General features: G+C 44.8%; 16 protein-coding genes and 1 pseudogene. 4 read left to right on the top strand and 13 right to left on the bottom strand.

Translation table 11 applies throughout. The features are described 5' to 3' along the window. The first annotated feature begins 2 nt into the window (after positions 1-2). Both metX and IM462_RS11780 read left to right on the top strand, forming a co-directional pair. A complete protein-coding gene (gene metX / locus IM462_RS11785; RefSeq protein WP_287703974.1) occupies positions 3-1,055 on the top strand; it encodes a homoserine O-acetyltransferase MetX in 1,053 nt (350 codons plus the stop codon). Between the two features lie 156 nt (positions 1,056-1,211). Then, the gene (locus tag IM462_RS11780; protein WP_287703972.1) at positions 1,212-2,747 is read left to right on the top strand and encodes a hypothetical protein; all 1,536 of its coding nucleotides are present in this window, start codon (positions 1,212-1,214) and stop codon (positions 2,745-2,747) included. 34 nt (positions 2,748-2,781) lie between these two features. On the opposite strand, the gene IM462_RS11775 is transcribed toward IM462_RS11780, so the two are convergent. The 10 genes and pseudogenes from IM462_RS11775 to cysK form a co-directional block, all read right to left on the bottom strand. Next, a complete protein-coding gene (locus IM462_RS11775) occupies positions 2,782-2,994 on the bottom strand; it encodes a DUF6887 family protein (protein ID WP_002779089.1) in 213 nt (70 codons plus the stop codon). Continuing rightward, positions 2,991-3,164 (bottom strand): DUF6888 family protein, encoded by a 174-nt coding sequence (locus IM462_RS21235; protein WP_419548430.1) that lies wholly within the window; start codon positions 3,162-3,164, stop codon positions 2,991-2,993. The genes IM462_RS11775 and IM462_RS21235 overlap by 4 nt, the downstream gene beginning before the upstream one ends. Positions 3,165-3,237: 73 nt before the next feature. Beyond that, a complete protein-coding gene (locus IM462_RS11770) occupies positions 3,238-3,945 on the bottom strand; it encodes an MBL fold metallo-hydrolase (protein ID WP_287703994.1) in 708 nt (235 codons plus the stop codon). 963 nt (positions 3,946-4,908) lie between these two features. Beyond that, positions 4,909-5,388 (bottom strand): annotated as a pseudogene (locus IM462_RS11765) (FAD/NAD(P)-binding protein); the annotation flags it as partial. A gap of 242 nt (positions 5,389-5,630) precedes the next feature. Continuing rightward, a complete protein-coding gene (locus IM462_RS11760) occupies positions 5,631-6,269 on the bottom strand; it encodes a cadmium resistance transporter (protein WP_287703970.1) in 639 nt (212 codons plus the stop codon). 30 nt (positions 6,270-6,299) lie between these two features. After that, positions 6,300-6,875, bottom strand: coding sequence for a Crp/Fnr family transcriptional regulator (locus IM462_RS11755; protein WP_287663052.1), 576 nt, complete (start codon positions 6,873-6,875; stop codon positions 6,300-6,302). A 158-nt stretch (positions 6,876-7,033) separates the two neighbouring features. Continuing rightward, a complete protein-coding gene (locus IM462_RS11750) occupies positions 7,034-7,708 on the bottom strand; it encodes a hypothetical protein (RefSeq protein WP_287703968.1) in 675 nt (224 codons plus the stop codon). A gap of 218 nt (positions 7,709-7,926) precedes the next feature. Then, entirely contained in the window at positions 7,927-8,463 is a 537-nt protein-coding gene (locus tag IM462_RS11745; RefSeq protein WP_002793801.1) for an MgtC/SapB family protein, read from the bottom strand. A gap of 76 nt (positions 8,464-8,539) precedes the next feature. Then, positions 8,540-8,674 (bottom strand): PLP-dependent transferase, encoded by a 135-nt coding sequence (locus tag IM462_RS11740; protein ID WP_228051289.1) that lies wholly within the window; start codon positions 8,672-8,674, stop codon positions 8,540-8,542. A gap of 15 nt (positions 8,675-8,689) precedes the next feature. Then, positions 8,690-9,637 carry a cysteine synthase A gene (cysK, locus tag IM462_RS11735; RefSeq protein ID WP_287703966.1) on the bottom strand — a complete coding sequence of 316 codons (948 nt, stop codon included), beginning with the start codon at positions 9,635-9,637 and terminating at the stop codon, positions 8,690-8,692. Positions 9,638-10,307: 670 nt separating this feature from the next. On the opposite strand from cysK, the gene cpcB reads away from it, so the two are divergent. Beyond that, positions 10,308-10,826 carry a C-phycocyanin subunit beta gene (cpcB, locus tag IM462_RS11730; protein WP_002733930.1) on the top strand — a complete coding sequence of 173 codons (519 nt, stop codon included), beginning with the start codon at positions 10,308-10,310 and terminating at the stop codon, positions 10,824-10,826. Between the two features lie 55 nt (positions 10,827-10,881). Continuing rightward, a complete protein-coding gene (cpcA, locus tag IM462_RS11725) occupies positions 10,882-11,373 on the top strand; it encodes a C-phycocyanin subunit alpha (protein ID WP_002732914.1) in 492 nt (163 codons plus the stop codon). A 174-nt stretch (positions 11,374-11,547) separates the two neighbouring features. On the opposite strand, the gene IM462_RS11720 is transcribed toward cpcA, so the two are convergent. The 3 genes from IM462_RS11720 to IM462_RS11710 all read right to left on the bottom strand — a co-directional run bounded on the left by IM462_RS11720 (position 11,548) and on the right by IM462_RS11710 (position 13,703). Beyond that, entirely contained in the window at positions 11,548-12,546 is a 999-nt protein-coding gene (locus IM462_RS11720; protein ID WP_287703964.1) for a sulfurtransferase, read from the bottom strand. A gap of 111 nt (positions 12,547-12,657) precedes the next feature. Continuing rightward, positions 12,658-13,326, bottom strand: coding sequence for a phosphatase PAP2 family protein (locus IM462_RS11715; RefSeq protein ID WP_287703962.1), 669 nt, complete (start codon positions 13,324-13,326; stop codon positions 12,658-12,660). Further along, positions 13,323-13,703, bottom strand: coding sequence for a DUF7980 family protein (locus IM462_RS11710; protein ID WP_002767300.1), 381 nt, complete (start codon positions 13,701-13,703; stop codon positions 13,323-13,325). Before IM462_RS11710 ends, IM462_RS11715 begins: the two co-directional genes overlap by 4 nt. Positions 13,704-13,926 lie beyond the last annotated feature (223 nt).

Raw genomic sequence — 13,926 nt, 5'->3', positions numbered from 1 at the left:
CCATGGATCGCCTAGACTTGATCTCCCCGGAAACCCGTTTCTATTCCCCACCGCATCCTTTTGTTCTCGAATCGGGGGCGGTTCTCGAAAGGGTGCGGATCGCCTATCGAACCTGGGGAATTTTGAATAACAAGCGGGATAACGGGGTTATTGTCTGTCATGCCTTCACGGGATGGGCCGACGTGGAAGCTTGGTGGGAACCTTTGTTAGGAACCGGACGCGTTCTCGATCCGACCCGGGATTTTATTGTCTGTAGCAATATTCTCGGCAGTTGCTACGGGACAACCGGCCCCACTTCGATCGATCCCCGTACCGGTAAACCCTACGGTCCGACTTTCCCGGAGATCACCATTCGGGATCTGGTTCACCTACAACGGCTGTTGGTGGACGCATTGGGGATCGAGTCTTTGCGATTGGTGATCGGGGGTTCCTTGGGAGGAATGCAGGTTTTGGAGTGGGCGCTACTGTACCCGGAGAGGACGCGATCGATCGCTGTGATTGCGGCTTCGGGACGACATTCGGCCTGGTGTATCGCACTAGGAGAAGCTCAAAGGGGAGCGATCTATGCCGATCCCCATTGGCAAGGGGGAAATTATGCGCTCGATCGCCCTCCGGCCCGGGGTTTATCGGCAGCCCGGATGATGGCGATGACTACCTACCGATCGCACGCCAGTTTCGAGTCCCGTTTCGGCCGGGAGTACGGGGAGGGGGGAGAGTTCACGATCGCCCGCTATTTAGAATATCAGGGAAAAAAGTTAGTCGAACGTTTTGACGCTAATGCTTATATCACCTTAAGTAGGGCGATGGATCGTCATGATGTCACCCGGACGGGAAAAAGTTACGAATCGGTTTTACAGTCGATTCAACAACCGACGGCGATCGTGGCGATCGATTCGGATCTTCTTTATCCTCCCGTAGAACAAGAGGAATTGGCGAAATATATCCCCAATTCTGAATTATTCTGGCTGCGATCGCCGCACGGTCACGATGCGTTTTTAATGGATGGTGATATGGATGCGTTGAATGATCTTCTCGTGACTTTCGGGAATGGATGAGCAACGGGAAATAGTCGCGGGTTGGGGATGGTCGGGGTAGAGAGCGATCGGCATTGCTGCGCTGGAGGCGATCGGGATGTTTGAGAGGAAATCTTGTTAAAATTAGAGAAAGGAAGTTTGCTTTAATCGTTCGTATTAACTCCCCGAACTCGTTCAATGGAATTTAAAAGTATCAAAGAGTTTCGTGAATATCTCCGTCGTTATAACTCTAACTCGTTTGTAGAAGTTGGTACAAGTGTATGTTGGCAAGAATGGCAAAATGGGGGACCTCGAATATCGCGTCTAGGACGGGTAAAAAAAAATTCCAGACGAAATTATGCTTTACGCTTGATCTTGCTTGCGAGTGCAGGAAATCCTTACGGTAATCAAGCGATTACTTTTCAAGAATTTGAAAGTCTCATTGATGTCTTGTTCAATTTTGCTAATCATACCATTTCAGATAAAACCCTCCTAGATACGGAAGCAGAATATATCTTTAATGATTTACATACTTGGGAGCGAGAGAATTACAAAACTGTTCGTAACTGGAAATTGCTTCTAAGTGATATTTTCACCAAAGAACTAATACGCAAAAATGGAGGCCATCTTTTCTTACAGCGTCAGGCACTTTTTCAAAATTCTGGATTTTGGACCCCCCTTGCTCCTGTACAACTTGCTCGTGTACAACGAACTATGAAGGTTTTTGAAATTCTAAATTCTATAGACTTAAATACTATAAATTTTTTTGAATCCTCCACTAAATTCAATCATGAATTTTATTTTGTTCAGTTTATGTCTAGCATCGGATGTTTTTTGAAAACGAGATTTCGAGGTGTACTAGATTTTAAAAAAAGTATACATTTTGATGACGAACTGAAATCTAAAGGTTATACCGAAGAAAATCTAAGGATTTTTGTTCGTTTAAATAGTCGAGTTTTTAGTTCGAGTGATCGTGACTCATTCTGTAATATAGTTACAGAAAGGTTAAATAATACAAGTGAAGTCTATCATCCTTTCTTTTATAATTCTTTTCTCGATTATCCTTTTATTGATCTGGGTCAAGATAAATATTGTTTGCCAGACGCGTGTTCATTAATGGAATCTTCTTGGAATATAACATGTAAGCATCTTCCATCTAATAAGATTTTGGATCAAGCTTTTGAACAATATCTCGCTAACGTTTTATTACCTATAATCGCACCTAACTGTTTTGAAAAGATTAGAGAGGTTGAAAATCCACAAAGCTCTCACGACAAAAGGGCTGATTTTCTAATTACTCTACCTAATGTTTATATTATTATTGAATGCAAAAATTCTTTAATGTCTTCCGATACAAGCGTATGTTTTAATCCCAAAGGATTGGCGAGTTTGTGGGGAAGAATTCATGGTGCTACAGAACAAATATCATCAACTATTGAAGCTCTTAAACTAAAAGATAAACCTGTGATCCCACTAATTCTTACATTTTATGATGCACTACTAGCATCTAATGTCTTTGAATCGATAGTTAAATCTACAGATTATTGCGATCATTTGAATCTTTCTATGCCTCCTATTGTTCGATCTTTACATGAGTTCGAGGATCGGATATATGATAGAAGCCTAGAAAATTGGGCGGAATCAATGTTACCTAAACAAAGTAATTCTTCAATTAAGCCTGATAATCAAGGACATAATTATAGACATTTAAAGGACATAATTATAGACATTTAAAGGACTTTTATTAATAGGCTTTTATGCTTTGAATTTATATTTTCTGTTGTTTATTGCGACGATTTTTGGTCACGAGATCGGGAAAATGACTTAAATCCTCGATCGAATGCGGTGCGGGATAAATTTCTCCCGGTTCGGCCGTCACCCGATCGAGATAAATTTGAAAGGCCCTCTCGTCCTCTCTATGTTCGAGAATATAACTCCGTAGTTCCTCGCGACTCATCGATTCAAACTCGCGTTTTATCATACATACCTCCAATCGCCATTTTTAAAAATAATAATTTCTTGCTCTTCCCCAGCGAGAAAAAAGATATTTCCCGTTCTTTCGTCAATCGGAACAATATTAACGGGCAAATACATCTTCGTTGCCCAATAACTTAAAATAAAACAGGTTAGCTGTTGCGCGGCAGTAGGAATGGGCTTGTACTCCTCTGGTCTTCCGTTATCCAGTGTAGCGCAAGACCGACGGGGCGATCGATCGCTTGCCGGGTTAAATCTGATAATCCATCACGAAAACCACCTTACCACCCCGTGCGTTGGCACTTAAGGCCGCGGTCATCTTCTTCGGGTAGGGTAGATTGAGATTATTCATTAACTGAATAAAATCCTCGCGATTGCGGCCGGCGAAACGGGGATTCCAGCGCTTTTCCTCACCGATCGAGGAGACCGTTCTTCCCAGATAATCGTGACAGGGATAAACAAGCGTATCATCGGGGAGGGTGAATAACTTCTCCGTTACCGTCTTGTAGAGGACTTCCGGCGAACCGTTCTGAAAATCGGTACGACCGCAACCGCGAATTAAGAGTGCATCCCCCGTTAATAGGCGTTTTTCATCGATGAGATAGGCTATATGACTATCGGTGTGGCCCGGAGTAGCGATCGCTTTTAGCTGCTGACCTGCCACGATCCAGATGTCGCCATCGCGCACATAACCATCGATATCGCTCACTTCGGCGTTTTCGGGAACGAGGATAGAACAGTTGGTTAACTCCCGTAATCGGTGCGCTCCGGTGATATGGTCGGCGTGGACATGGGTTTCCATCGTGTAGCCTAGAGTTAACCCCAACTGCCAAAGAATCTGCCGATCGCGATCAACCTGTTCGAGAACCGGATCGATTAAAATTGCCTCCCCCGTACCCAAATCAGCGATCAGATAGGTGTAGGTACTCGATTCCCTATCAAAAAGCTGACGGAAAATCGGCGCTGCCGGCCGGAATGGGATCGAGTAGGCCGTGGGGAGAGAAATTCTCTCTTTCAGCGATCGCAACAAATCCCGGGCCAGTTCGGCCGCCTGTAAACGCAGTTCGGGAATGGCGGTGGTTTCCCAGAGATCGCCTTTGCGGGGATTTCCCAAAGTGTAGAGGGTTGGCGATGCCGTACCATCCGGCCCGAGAATCGCCCCGTTGTCGGCGGTTTCGATGCCACAATTCAAAGGATGGGGACGGATTAACCCCCGTTGGCGAAGATGAACGACGAGGGGATCGGTTATGGTCGCGTAATCGTTACTCGCGCCGGTACAGTTAATAATTCGATCGATCGTTAGGTTTAACAGGTTTCCCGTCCCCCGTTGACGGATAGTAACCTCTACACAGCCGTTTTTAACCTCAGCAGTTTCAATTCTTCCCCCATGATAGGTTAATTGTCCCGATTCTACGGCCTCGTCGAGGATACTGGCGATCTCGTCGGCGAGGCGATGGCGAAGAACCTCCCAATAGGCTTTCAGGTGGCGTAGAAATCTGGCGCGTTCCGCTATCGGCAGAGAATGCCATAGACCTTGAGATATCGGACGTAAGGCGTTTAAAACGGCCCGCCAGTCGTGACCTTGACTCTCGGCGGTTTTTACCTCCGTGCGAATTCGCCCTAGGAGTCCCCGGGTGGTCTGGGGCGCGGTTTCGAGGGTGAGGAACGGGGGATAGGGATCGGTGGGTCGGTGCGATCGAGGGATCAGGCCATGACGGGAAACTGCGTGGATTTTGCCCGTGAATCCCCTTTGTGCCAGGGAAACCACCATATCCACCATCGTTAACCCCGTACCGACGAGCAGAATCGTCCCGTCGGGTTTTAGATCGGCGAGTGTGTCCGTCTCCCAAGCGTCGCGGAGATAGAGGGAATTGAGAGACGCGAGGGGTTGGGGAACCGTTGCGGGAAAATTGCCCAGCGCCAGAACTACTTTAGCGGCGCTGATTTTCTTGCCTCCTTTGAGGGTAATCGTCGCCTTTTCCCCGTCGAGTACCAGATCGATCGCCGCATCGGTAAATGTCTCCAGACGGTGATCGGCAATGGCGTTGTTCCGCGCTTCTTCTAGGATCGATCGGATGTATTTGCCGTACACTAGACGCGGGACGAAACTGGCCGGATCGATCGATCGATAGCCGTTATCCCCTAACCAGTGGAGGAAATGTTCGGGATCGTCCTCGAAGGCGCTCATTTTGCCCGCAGGAATATTGAGCAGGTGGCCGCTGTCTCGCGTTCCGTAGGCGATCCCCGTACCGAGGGGTTTTCGGCGCTCGATCAGGGCGATCGATAATGGAGTCCCTGTGTCGCGTAACAGGTTCGCTGTCACCAGGGAACCACTAAATCCTCCCCCGATAATGGCGATGTCGAAAGTTGCAGAAAATTGATTCCGGTCAATGTAGCTCATAGATAACTATCGGGGAGGGAATTAGGGATATGGTAAGGGTTAAAGAGTTAGTATTACTTGGTCTAAGTAAGTAGTTATAATTAAATTGAAGATAGATTTTGTCTCTGATCCCCCCTGCCCCCCTTGATAAGGGGGGTGCCGATAGGCGGGGGGATCCCCCCTGCCCCCCTTGATAAGGGGGGTGTCTGACAACTTTTAACACCTACCTACTTAGCTGAAAGATAATTTTTAGGCATTCTTGGTTAAGACATTAAAAATAAACGATAGGATTTGCTGTCAATTAAGATATAAATTCCTAGAATAATATAGATAAAAGGACTAATTTTATGTCCGTAGTTTGTAACCACTTTAGCTATCCTGGGATGGGTAATCAAAAAATAGGCTAGGACGCACCAAATCCCCATCATGAGATAAAAAATTATCATGATAATTAAGACGTGCATCGGGGAATTATTGGCAAAAAGAGAGGTATAGATACCAATATTATCACCGCCATTAGCCACGGTCACGGCAGCAACGTAATAGGTTTGGGAGGGAAAACGAGGAAAAAAGGAGCGATTTTTAGAATAATTAACATCTTCTCTTACTTCTTGAATATAATCCTCATTTTCCCTTGACAAAAGTTGTTTAATGCCGATAATTAGAGGGATAAATCCTAATAGACCAATCCATTCTTTAGAAACCAGTAACCCAAATAGTAAACCGAGGGAACTAGCTAGGAGAATCAGGGTAAAACCGAGGTATTGACCAACAATCAGGTGTCGAGGTCGAAAATTAGCATTAAGTCGCGAGAAAAACAACATTAGCACCATCAGATCATCAAGATTTGTGGCTACAAAACTCGTCATGCTAGTAATTAAAAGGGCTACTAACCAATTCATAGATTGAAAAAAGAGATAATCCTTCCCATTCTAAATCTCGTAGTGCCAGATGTCCTCCTCTCGTAAAAGAAGACGATGGACAGGAAGACGTTCCACGGCCCCCTGTTGTTCTAGACTGTTAAGTGCGCGGGTAATTGTGACTCTAGTGGTTCCTAATAAGTCAGCGATATCCTGATGAGTTAGACGCACATCAATTAATTGTCCGGTACCGGTTTGTTTACCAAATTGATTGCCTAACCATGACAGTAATTTCACAACCATAACATCAGTACGTTTGTAGCTACGAATAATACTTAGTTCTTGTGCTTGCTGAAGATGAGACAGCAGAATTTCTGCCATTTGATAACTCTCAAGTGCGGAAAAGGAAACTGCTTGCACAGGAGTGATGCACTCAACTTGATAGGGATTGACTCTCTCTAGGGTTTTGCCAACAAAATTGCCAGGTCCCCACAATCCCAAGACGATTAGGGTTCCATCTTCTAACCAAGTGGAGGTTTTTACGACTCCACTCTCGATTTTCCAGAAATTAGGGTTTCTGAGGGGCAAAATCGCCCGATTATCAAAGTGCCAGCGATGGGGGGTTGGTGGTTGATAGGTAAGCGTCATGATTGGTAATTAATTTTGATTAGGTACTTAGCTAGTCAAAAGCACAAGGTGGTCGATAAAGAAGCTTCTTAGACGATTTAGGGCGTTTTGCGAAGATTTTGGGGTAAAAACGATAATTACCCCAAAAAAGACTGATTTTATGCCCTTGCAAGCCCTATTTATTTCGGGGTGCTAGTTTTTTCCAGTTCCGTGGTGGCCGAGGAGATCAGTTCTTGCCAAGCTCGATCGCTTTCCTGTAGAGTCTGTTTAACCGCGTCGATGGTCTTTTCCACGCGAGTTTTCAGGAAAGGGGAAGCATTATCTTTGAGTCGTTCGGTGTCGTCGGCTAAGATATCGATCGTCTCGGAGGTATTAACGAGGCTATTTTCTAGGGTAATAAGGTTGTTTTGCAGGGTTTCACTGAGTTTAGCCCCGGATTTGGTCAATTTTTTCGTCAATTTACTCACTTTTTCCCCTAGATCGTCAATATTGTCCGCTAAGTCCTCTAGGTTGTCCTGTTGAGCTTCGATAATCTTCTTGTCGAGAGAAGGAGCGGCCAGTTGAGCATTTAGGTCATCGATAGCCGATTTTGCCGCTTGGATGGCTTTTTCATAGGTAATTTGCGCATCTTCCAGAATTTTTGGGCTAGAAACCTCATTTTTTTTCTTGACTGGTTCCACCACAGTGCCACCCGTTGCTGTTGCACGGTCGATGACGGCCAACTGTTCGGGGAGTAGCGGCAAGGCGATCGCATTTCCCCTTCCCCCTAGGAGCAAAGTGACAGTTAAGAGGAAAATCAGCAGCCGGAAAACTTGATTTTTGAGGCTTTGAAAGCTCTTATTTCGGTTGATCATGATTTGATTTTCTCCTGTTTAGAAAAAATAGTTACTCTTTCTAAATGTTATCATATAAAATATTTGTATGTTGTTTATATATAGACAATTTTATAAAAAATTTATTATGTTTTTTAATCAATAAATTGCAGACAAAATATAAGCTTTTTGAGCCAAAAATCATTATATAAAAGCTTTTGCTTTCTTAATAAAAAATTAAATTTTTATAACTTCTTTCATTAATGAGACGCTGAATTATCCGATGAGTCTATTTCTTGATTGATCCGAGATATTTTCTTCCGACCTTTAATATATTTGGCTAAGGGTTGTTTTTTCTTCAGTCGTTTAATGCCACTGAGGGTGGAGAGAGTGAAAAAAGTTCCCACCAGAACCATCTGCCATAAACCGCAACCAGAAGCCGCGCCTAATCCTGCCGCTAACCAGATAGTCGCCGCCGAAGTCAAACCTTTCACTTGTACCTTATTTAGTTCCCGATGGGATTGTTGTAGGATGATTCCCGCCCCTAAAAAACCGACACCAGAAGCGACCCCTTGAATAGTGCGACTGAGGGCATTAGAAGACGCATAACCCACATCTCCTTCCGCTTGTAGGGGAATCATCACGAACATGGCAGCCCCGAGACTAACGATGATAAAAGTTCTCAATCCAGCCGGACGACCGCCTCGCTGTCGGTTATAACCAATCAGACAGCCGACGGCCATAGCCATACTGAGCCGAAAAATAATCGTTTGCCAATCTTCCGAGTCAAAAAACATTGCTTAACCCATCAAATGAGATAAAAACTTCGCCTAACCAATCAAGGCCTTTTCCAGATGCCGCTTTAAATCGTTCCTATTCTCGATCCCGATCGATAATCCTAGTAAAGCTGGTGTTATAGGTGGAAGTGGAATAAATGGGAACCGTTACCGCCCCATGGCTAGAGTCTGGTTCTTGCCCCCCATGAATCGCCCTCGTTGCAAATTCCATCGATTTATTGTCCTATTAGTCGATATCTTCGAGGTCTTTAAACAGGGCCGTGCTGAGGTAACGTTCCCCAAAACTAGGCTGAATCATGACGATTAATTTATCTTCGTTTTCGGGTCTTTTGCCCACTTGAATCGCCGCCCATAAAGCCGCCCCGGCCGAGATGCCCGATAGTAGTCCCTCCTGACGAGCTAACCGTCGCGCGTAGGCGAAAGCGTCCGTATCATCGACGATAATCACCTCATCGATTAATTCCGGTCGGAAAATGGCTGGGATAAAACCGGCCCCGATGCCTTGGATTTTGTGCGGCCCGGGTGGTCCTCCCGATAAGACGGGACTATTAGAGGGTTCAACTGCGATCGCTTGAAATTGGAGACGACGGGGTTTAATGGTTTCGGCAATACCGGTAATGGTTCCCCCAGTTCCCACGCCACCGATAACGATATCTACCAGACCATCGGTATCGGCCCAGATTTCTTCGGCGGTGGTTTCTCGGTGAATTTTCGGGTTAGCCGGGTTGCGGAACTGTTGCAAACTATAGGCGTTGGGGGTATTTTCGACTATTTCCTCAGCCCGGGCGATCGCTCCTTTCATGCCTTGGCTACCCGGGGTTAATTCTAATTGCGCCCCGTAAGCTTTTAACATTGCTCGTCGTTCTAAACTCATGGTTTCGGGCATAGTCAGGACTAGGCGATATCCTTTGGCCGCCGCCACCATGGCCAGGGCGATGCCAGTATTGCCGGAAGTGGGTTCCACCAGAATTGTTTTATCGGGGTGAATTAGTCCGGCAGCTTCCGCGTCCTCCACCATACTGACACCGATGCGATCTTTAACCGAGGCGGCGGGGTTCATACTTTCCAGTTTGACGACGATGCGGGCTTTTACTCCCTCTGCTACTGGGATTCGATTCAGTTGAACTAGGGGGGTTCGTCCTACCAATTGGGTGATGTCTCTTGCGATCGGCATAATCCCACTTGCTTTATACTTGTTGGCTATTTTTGATTATATATGTATTTAAGATGTTTTACAATACTTTTTAAGTCGGAGTACACTGCAAAATGCTGGTGTTGGCACCTCTGATCACAACGTCGGCGGGGATTATCCCTGTCGATTTTTTTGCCTTGCCACTTTTTTTGTATATCGAAGCACAATCGGCAAAGTTGTCTTGGGAAATTTCTCTTAATTTAGTTAATTATTATTAGTATATAAAAGCACATTTGTTTAAACAACTTAAAGGAATTATTAGAGAGATGAAAAAAGCGATACTTTTTCTTAGTATAGGGTTACACATTTAGAAAACTTTTCTGAGATTTATCCTAAAAAATTATTTTTTTGCTGCTTTTTTAGGAAATAATTTTTAATAAATAAAGGTGTAAATATGGTCTATAAAATAATTCATGGCAAAAACGAAGTATGTCTGGAAGTGCCTATCAAGGCTAAATTCAATTTTAAAAAATTGTTCCTCGATATACAAAAAAATCTGGCCAAGGGAGAGTAAAAATTTTTTTAAGGACGATAGTATAGTTCCAAGAAAAAAACTCCTAGATACTTTATCGGAAAAAATAAAGAAAAGCCAGAGAAATCAACCTCGATATTTTGCCAAAACCAATCATCATTATAGGAGATGAAAACTATGGTGTTAGATGCCTTTGCCAAAGTCGTTTCCCAGGCCGATACCCGGGGGGAATACCTGAGCGAGAATCAAGTCAATGCCCTAATTGCCTTCGTCAAAGATGGTAATAAACGCGTGGATGTGGTCAATCGTCTTTCCAGTAATTCTTCTGCGATCGTTACCGATGCGGCGCGTAGTTTGTTTTCAGAACAGCCCGTTTTAGTTGCCCCCGGTGGCAACGCCTATACAAACCGTCGTGCGGCCGCCTGCTTGCGGGATTTGGAAATTATCCTGCGCTACGTTACCTATGCCACCTTCACCGGCGATGCCAGCATCCTCGATGATCGCGCCTTGAACGGTCTCCGGGAAACCTACGTCGCCCTGGGAGTTCCGGGGGCTTCTGTTGCGGCCGGAATTCTCAAGCTCAAAGACGCTTCCCTTGCCCTAGCGGCCGATCCCAACGGGATCACTCGCGGGGATTGCAGTTCTTTACTAGCAGAAGTCGCTTCTTACTTCGATCGAGCGGCGGCGGCAGTTTCCTGATGCTGTGACTTTCTTATCTAAATCCGATTAAACTTTTGTAGGAGCAATTCCATCGATGACCAAGACACCTTTAACCGAAGCGGTGGCTACTGCCGATTCCCAAGGCCGTTTTCTCAGCAGTGCTGAATTACAAGTAGCCTTCGGTCGTTTCCGTCAGGCCGCCATCACCCTAGAAGCGGTAAAAATCCTCGCCCAAAAAGCCCCCAGTTTAGCCCAAGAAGCAGCCAACGCTGTCTATCAAAAATTTCCCTACACCACCCAACTCCAGGGGCCGAACTATGCCTACGATGAGCGGGGGAAATCCAAGTGCGTTCGCGATATCGGCTACTATATCCGAATTATCACCTATGCCCTCGTGGTAGGGGGTACAGGCCCGATCGATGAATATCTAGTCGCCGGTTTGAGTGAAATTAATAGTGCCTTTGAGCTATCTCCTAGTTGGTATATCGAAGCCTTAAAATACATCAAAACCAATCACGGATTAAGTGGGGATGCTGCTGTAGAAGCTAATTCCTACATTGATTATGTGATCAACGCCCTTAGCTAATTCCCGTCAACTTCACGTCAACATAAGCTCAAATCTCCTAAATTCACCTCGGGATGAGCGCCGAGGTTTTTTTGCGTCCGTCTAACTTGGTCGTCCTCGGGAACCTACCCTAACAAAAAAACCATCTTGGGCAAGATGGTTAAACACAACGAGTATAAACCGAGAAACTTGACTTTAGACTGCTTTTTCTGGCCCGGTAGCGACGGGCAGATCTGTGGTACTGTACTCTGTCCAAGAACCCTCATAAATTCGCACCTTGGGATAACCGAGCAGATGTTTGAGGACAACATACTGTAAAGTCGCTTCCCGTCCCGTACTGCAACTGACGATAATATTATCGGAGGGCTTGATGTTGCGTTGGGCAAGAATCTTCCTGATTTCGTCTAAAGATTTCAATTTATGGGGATTTTTCAGGGATTCATCGGGATTATTCGCTTCCGTAAAAGTCGGCCAGGGTATATTTTTCGCCCCCGGAATATGACCATTTCTCAGCCAGATATCCTGTTTCCCCTGAAAAAGTTCTTCCGGTCTAGGATCGATAAAAACCACATCGGGTTTGCCGATCAATTTCTCTACTTCTGCTAAATTTACCCGAATCGAGGGATTATCACGGACAGTAAAGCTCCCGGGTTGATATTTAGGGAATTCTTTAGTTACCTTTTGTTCAGAACCCTTATAACCCTTAAAACCACCATCTAAGACGGCCACATCTCGGAACCCCGATCGCTCTAGTAAATAGGCGACCATGGTTGCCCCCAAGACATCGCGACCATCGGAATATACTACCACTCGATCGCCATTATTGATTCCTGCGGCGGCAAAGAGACTGCCAATTTTATCCTCTTGCCAATATTGAACCGGCAAAAATCCGTTTGGACCACGAAAATTATTGTCGGCTATATTCACCGCTTTTGGTAAATGACCGGTGATATATTCCAAAGGATTAATCCGCACATCGAGAATTTTTAACTTCGGATCGTTGAGATTTTGTGCCACCCACGCCGGCGATACAAAGTCTATCTTAGTCTCAGATTTGGACGTGGCCATCAGGGGCGATGACGGTGCTAAGGTAAAGGTTAAAATGCACAGAAGAACTAAAGTGAGAAAAGCAAGGGGACGGCTTTGAAACCGTCCCAGGGATAGACCCTTCCCTCGTGGCAGTTTTGATTTCATGATTCAGTGTCAGCGACGAATATCAAACGATAATTACTATAGGGCTTTGATTAGCTTTCTCCAAAAATTTAGGTATAACGTGATATTTTTTTTGGGCAGCAAGTCGATCAACTAATTATTAGTTTCCTCTTGGGTATTGATCGCCTTGGGTGTCTCTAATAACTGTTGCCACCAGAGATGAACTAGGAGAGACCAAGCGATCGCTAAAAGCCAAGAGGCAAGGATATCGCTAGGAAAGTGAACGCCTAAATAAAGACGAGTCCAAGCAATAACTAAGAGGAAGGGAATCCCCAGTAAAACTACCCCTAAAAACCACCGCTTTCTCCAAGATAGGATCAGTAAAGAAATGACTAACAGGGAACTAAATAAAGCATGACCGCTAGGGAAGGCAAAATCATCGGGTAAGGGATAAAATAACTGCCAAAATTGCGGGCGGTTTCGATGAAAAAGAATCTTGAGATTATAACTAATTGCCCAACCTCCCGCCATGGTCACAAGGAGATAAGCGAACCCATACCAGTATTTTTTTAGGGCAAAAATCAGCAGTAAAATTGTTAGTATCGGGGCCACTCCCCAATAAGTGCCTAATCCCGTTAGTTTTATGGCCAAAAAGTTTAGGTTTAAATTAGCAGTTTGATGAATAGATAGCAGCAGGGATTTTTCCCAAGCAAATCCTTGGGGATGCTGGTCAATAGCGATCGCTAAATCCGTAAAAGTTAGCGATGTTAACAAGATGGCTAAGAAAAATAAGCTATTGTTTAAGTAGGTTTTGGGAATCACGGGGAAAAAGTGGCGATCGAGGATAACAGGGGCATTTCTAATACCTGAAAATGAATTAAGACCAGAATAACTAATGTATAGGCAGTCGAGGAAAGTAATCCATTTCTTAATTCTTTTGGCCAATTGCGTTCTTCTTTCTCTCCACCGATTAATTCTTTCGTTCCGAACTGCATCAGTAGGATTCCCACAAGATTAGATAACCAATAACCAACCATGGCCGCTGGTAGAAAAAAATCGGCGTGCAAGCAAGCAATTAAACGACCGAAACCGTAGGCGATCGGCAGATTAAAAATTAGATCGTTCCACCAACACAGGGGCGATAATAAGTAACCAATCAATACCAAGCTTCCGTTTTTTATTTTGTCAAGTAGATACATCTTTTTTTTAGTTACTAACTATCAGTTTTGTTTTTTTTGCCATCAGCTATCTAAGTAAGTAGCTGTTGAAAATTGTCAGATACCCCCCTTATTAAGCTGTCCTTTAGTCACATCTTTCTTAACATTTCAAACCTTTGTAGCACAAGGCTTTCAAGACTCGGTTAACAATTTGTAATATTCCTTGTTGACACCCTTACTGACAAAGAAAAAACTGAAATCAAGT

The organism is Microcystis sp. M144S2 (assembly GCF_020246065.1).
Taxonomy (GTDB): domain Bacteria; phylum Cyanobacteriota; class Cyanobacteriia; order Cyanobacteriales; family Microcystaceae; genus Microcystis; species Microcystis ichthyoblabe_A.
This window is presented reverse-complemented; position numbering and strand designations above follow the sequence as displayed.

Coding starts and splice junctions, on each gene's coding strand:
- metX (WP_287703974.1), top strand. CDS start 3: ATGGATCGCCTAGACTTGATCTCCCCGGAAACCCGTTTCTATTCCCCA.
- IM462_RS11775 (WP_002779089.1), bottom strand. CDS start 2,994: ATGATAAAACGCGAGTTTGAATCGATGAGTCGCGAGGAACTACGGAGT.
- IM462_RS11780 (WP_287703972.1), top strand. CDS start 1,212: ATGGAATTTAAAAGTATCAAAGAGTTTCGTGAATATCTCCGTCGTTAT.
- IM462_RS11750 (WP_287703968.1), bottom strand. CDS start 7,708: ATGATCAACCGAAATAAGAGCTTTCAAAGCCTCAAAAATCAAGTTTTC.
- IM462_RS11760 (WP_287703970.1), bottom strand. CDS start 6,269: ATGAATTGGTTAGTAGCCCTTTTAATTACTAGCATGACGAGTTTTGTA.
- cpcA (WP_002732914.1), top strand. CDS start 10,882: ATGACCAAGACACCTTTAACCGAAGCGGTGGCTACTGCCGATTCCCAA.
- IM462_RS11740 (WP_228051289.1), bottom strand. CDS start 8,674: ATGGAATTTGCAACGAGGGCGATTCATGGGGGGCAAGAACCAGACTCT.
- IM462_RS11720 (WP_287703964.1), bottom strand. CDS start 12,546: ATGAAATCAAAACTGCCACGAGGGAAGGGTCTATCCCTGGGACGGTTT.
- IM462_RS11745 (WP_002793801.1), bottom strand. CDS start 8,463: ATGTTTTTTGACTCGGAAGATTGGCAAACGATTATTTTTCGGCTCAGT.
- IM462_RS11755 (WP_287663052.1), bottom strand. CDS start 6,875: ATGACGCTTACCTATCAACCACCAACCCCCCATCGCTGGCACTTTGAT.
- cysK (WP_287703966.1), bottom strand. CDS start 9,637: ATGCCGATCGCAAGAGACATCACCCAATTGGTAGGACGAACCCCCCTA.
- IM462_RS11710 (WP_002767300.1), bottom strand. CDS start 13,703: ATGTATCTACTTGACAAAATAAAAAACGGAAGCTTGGTATTGATTGGT.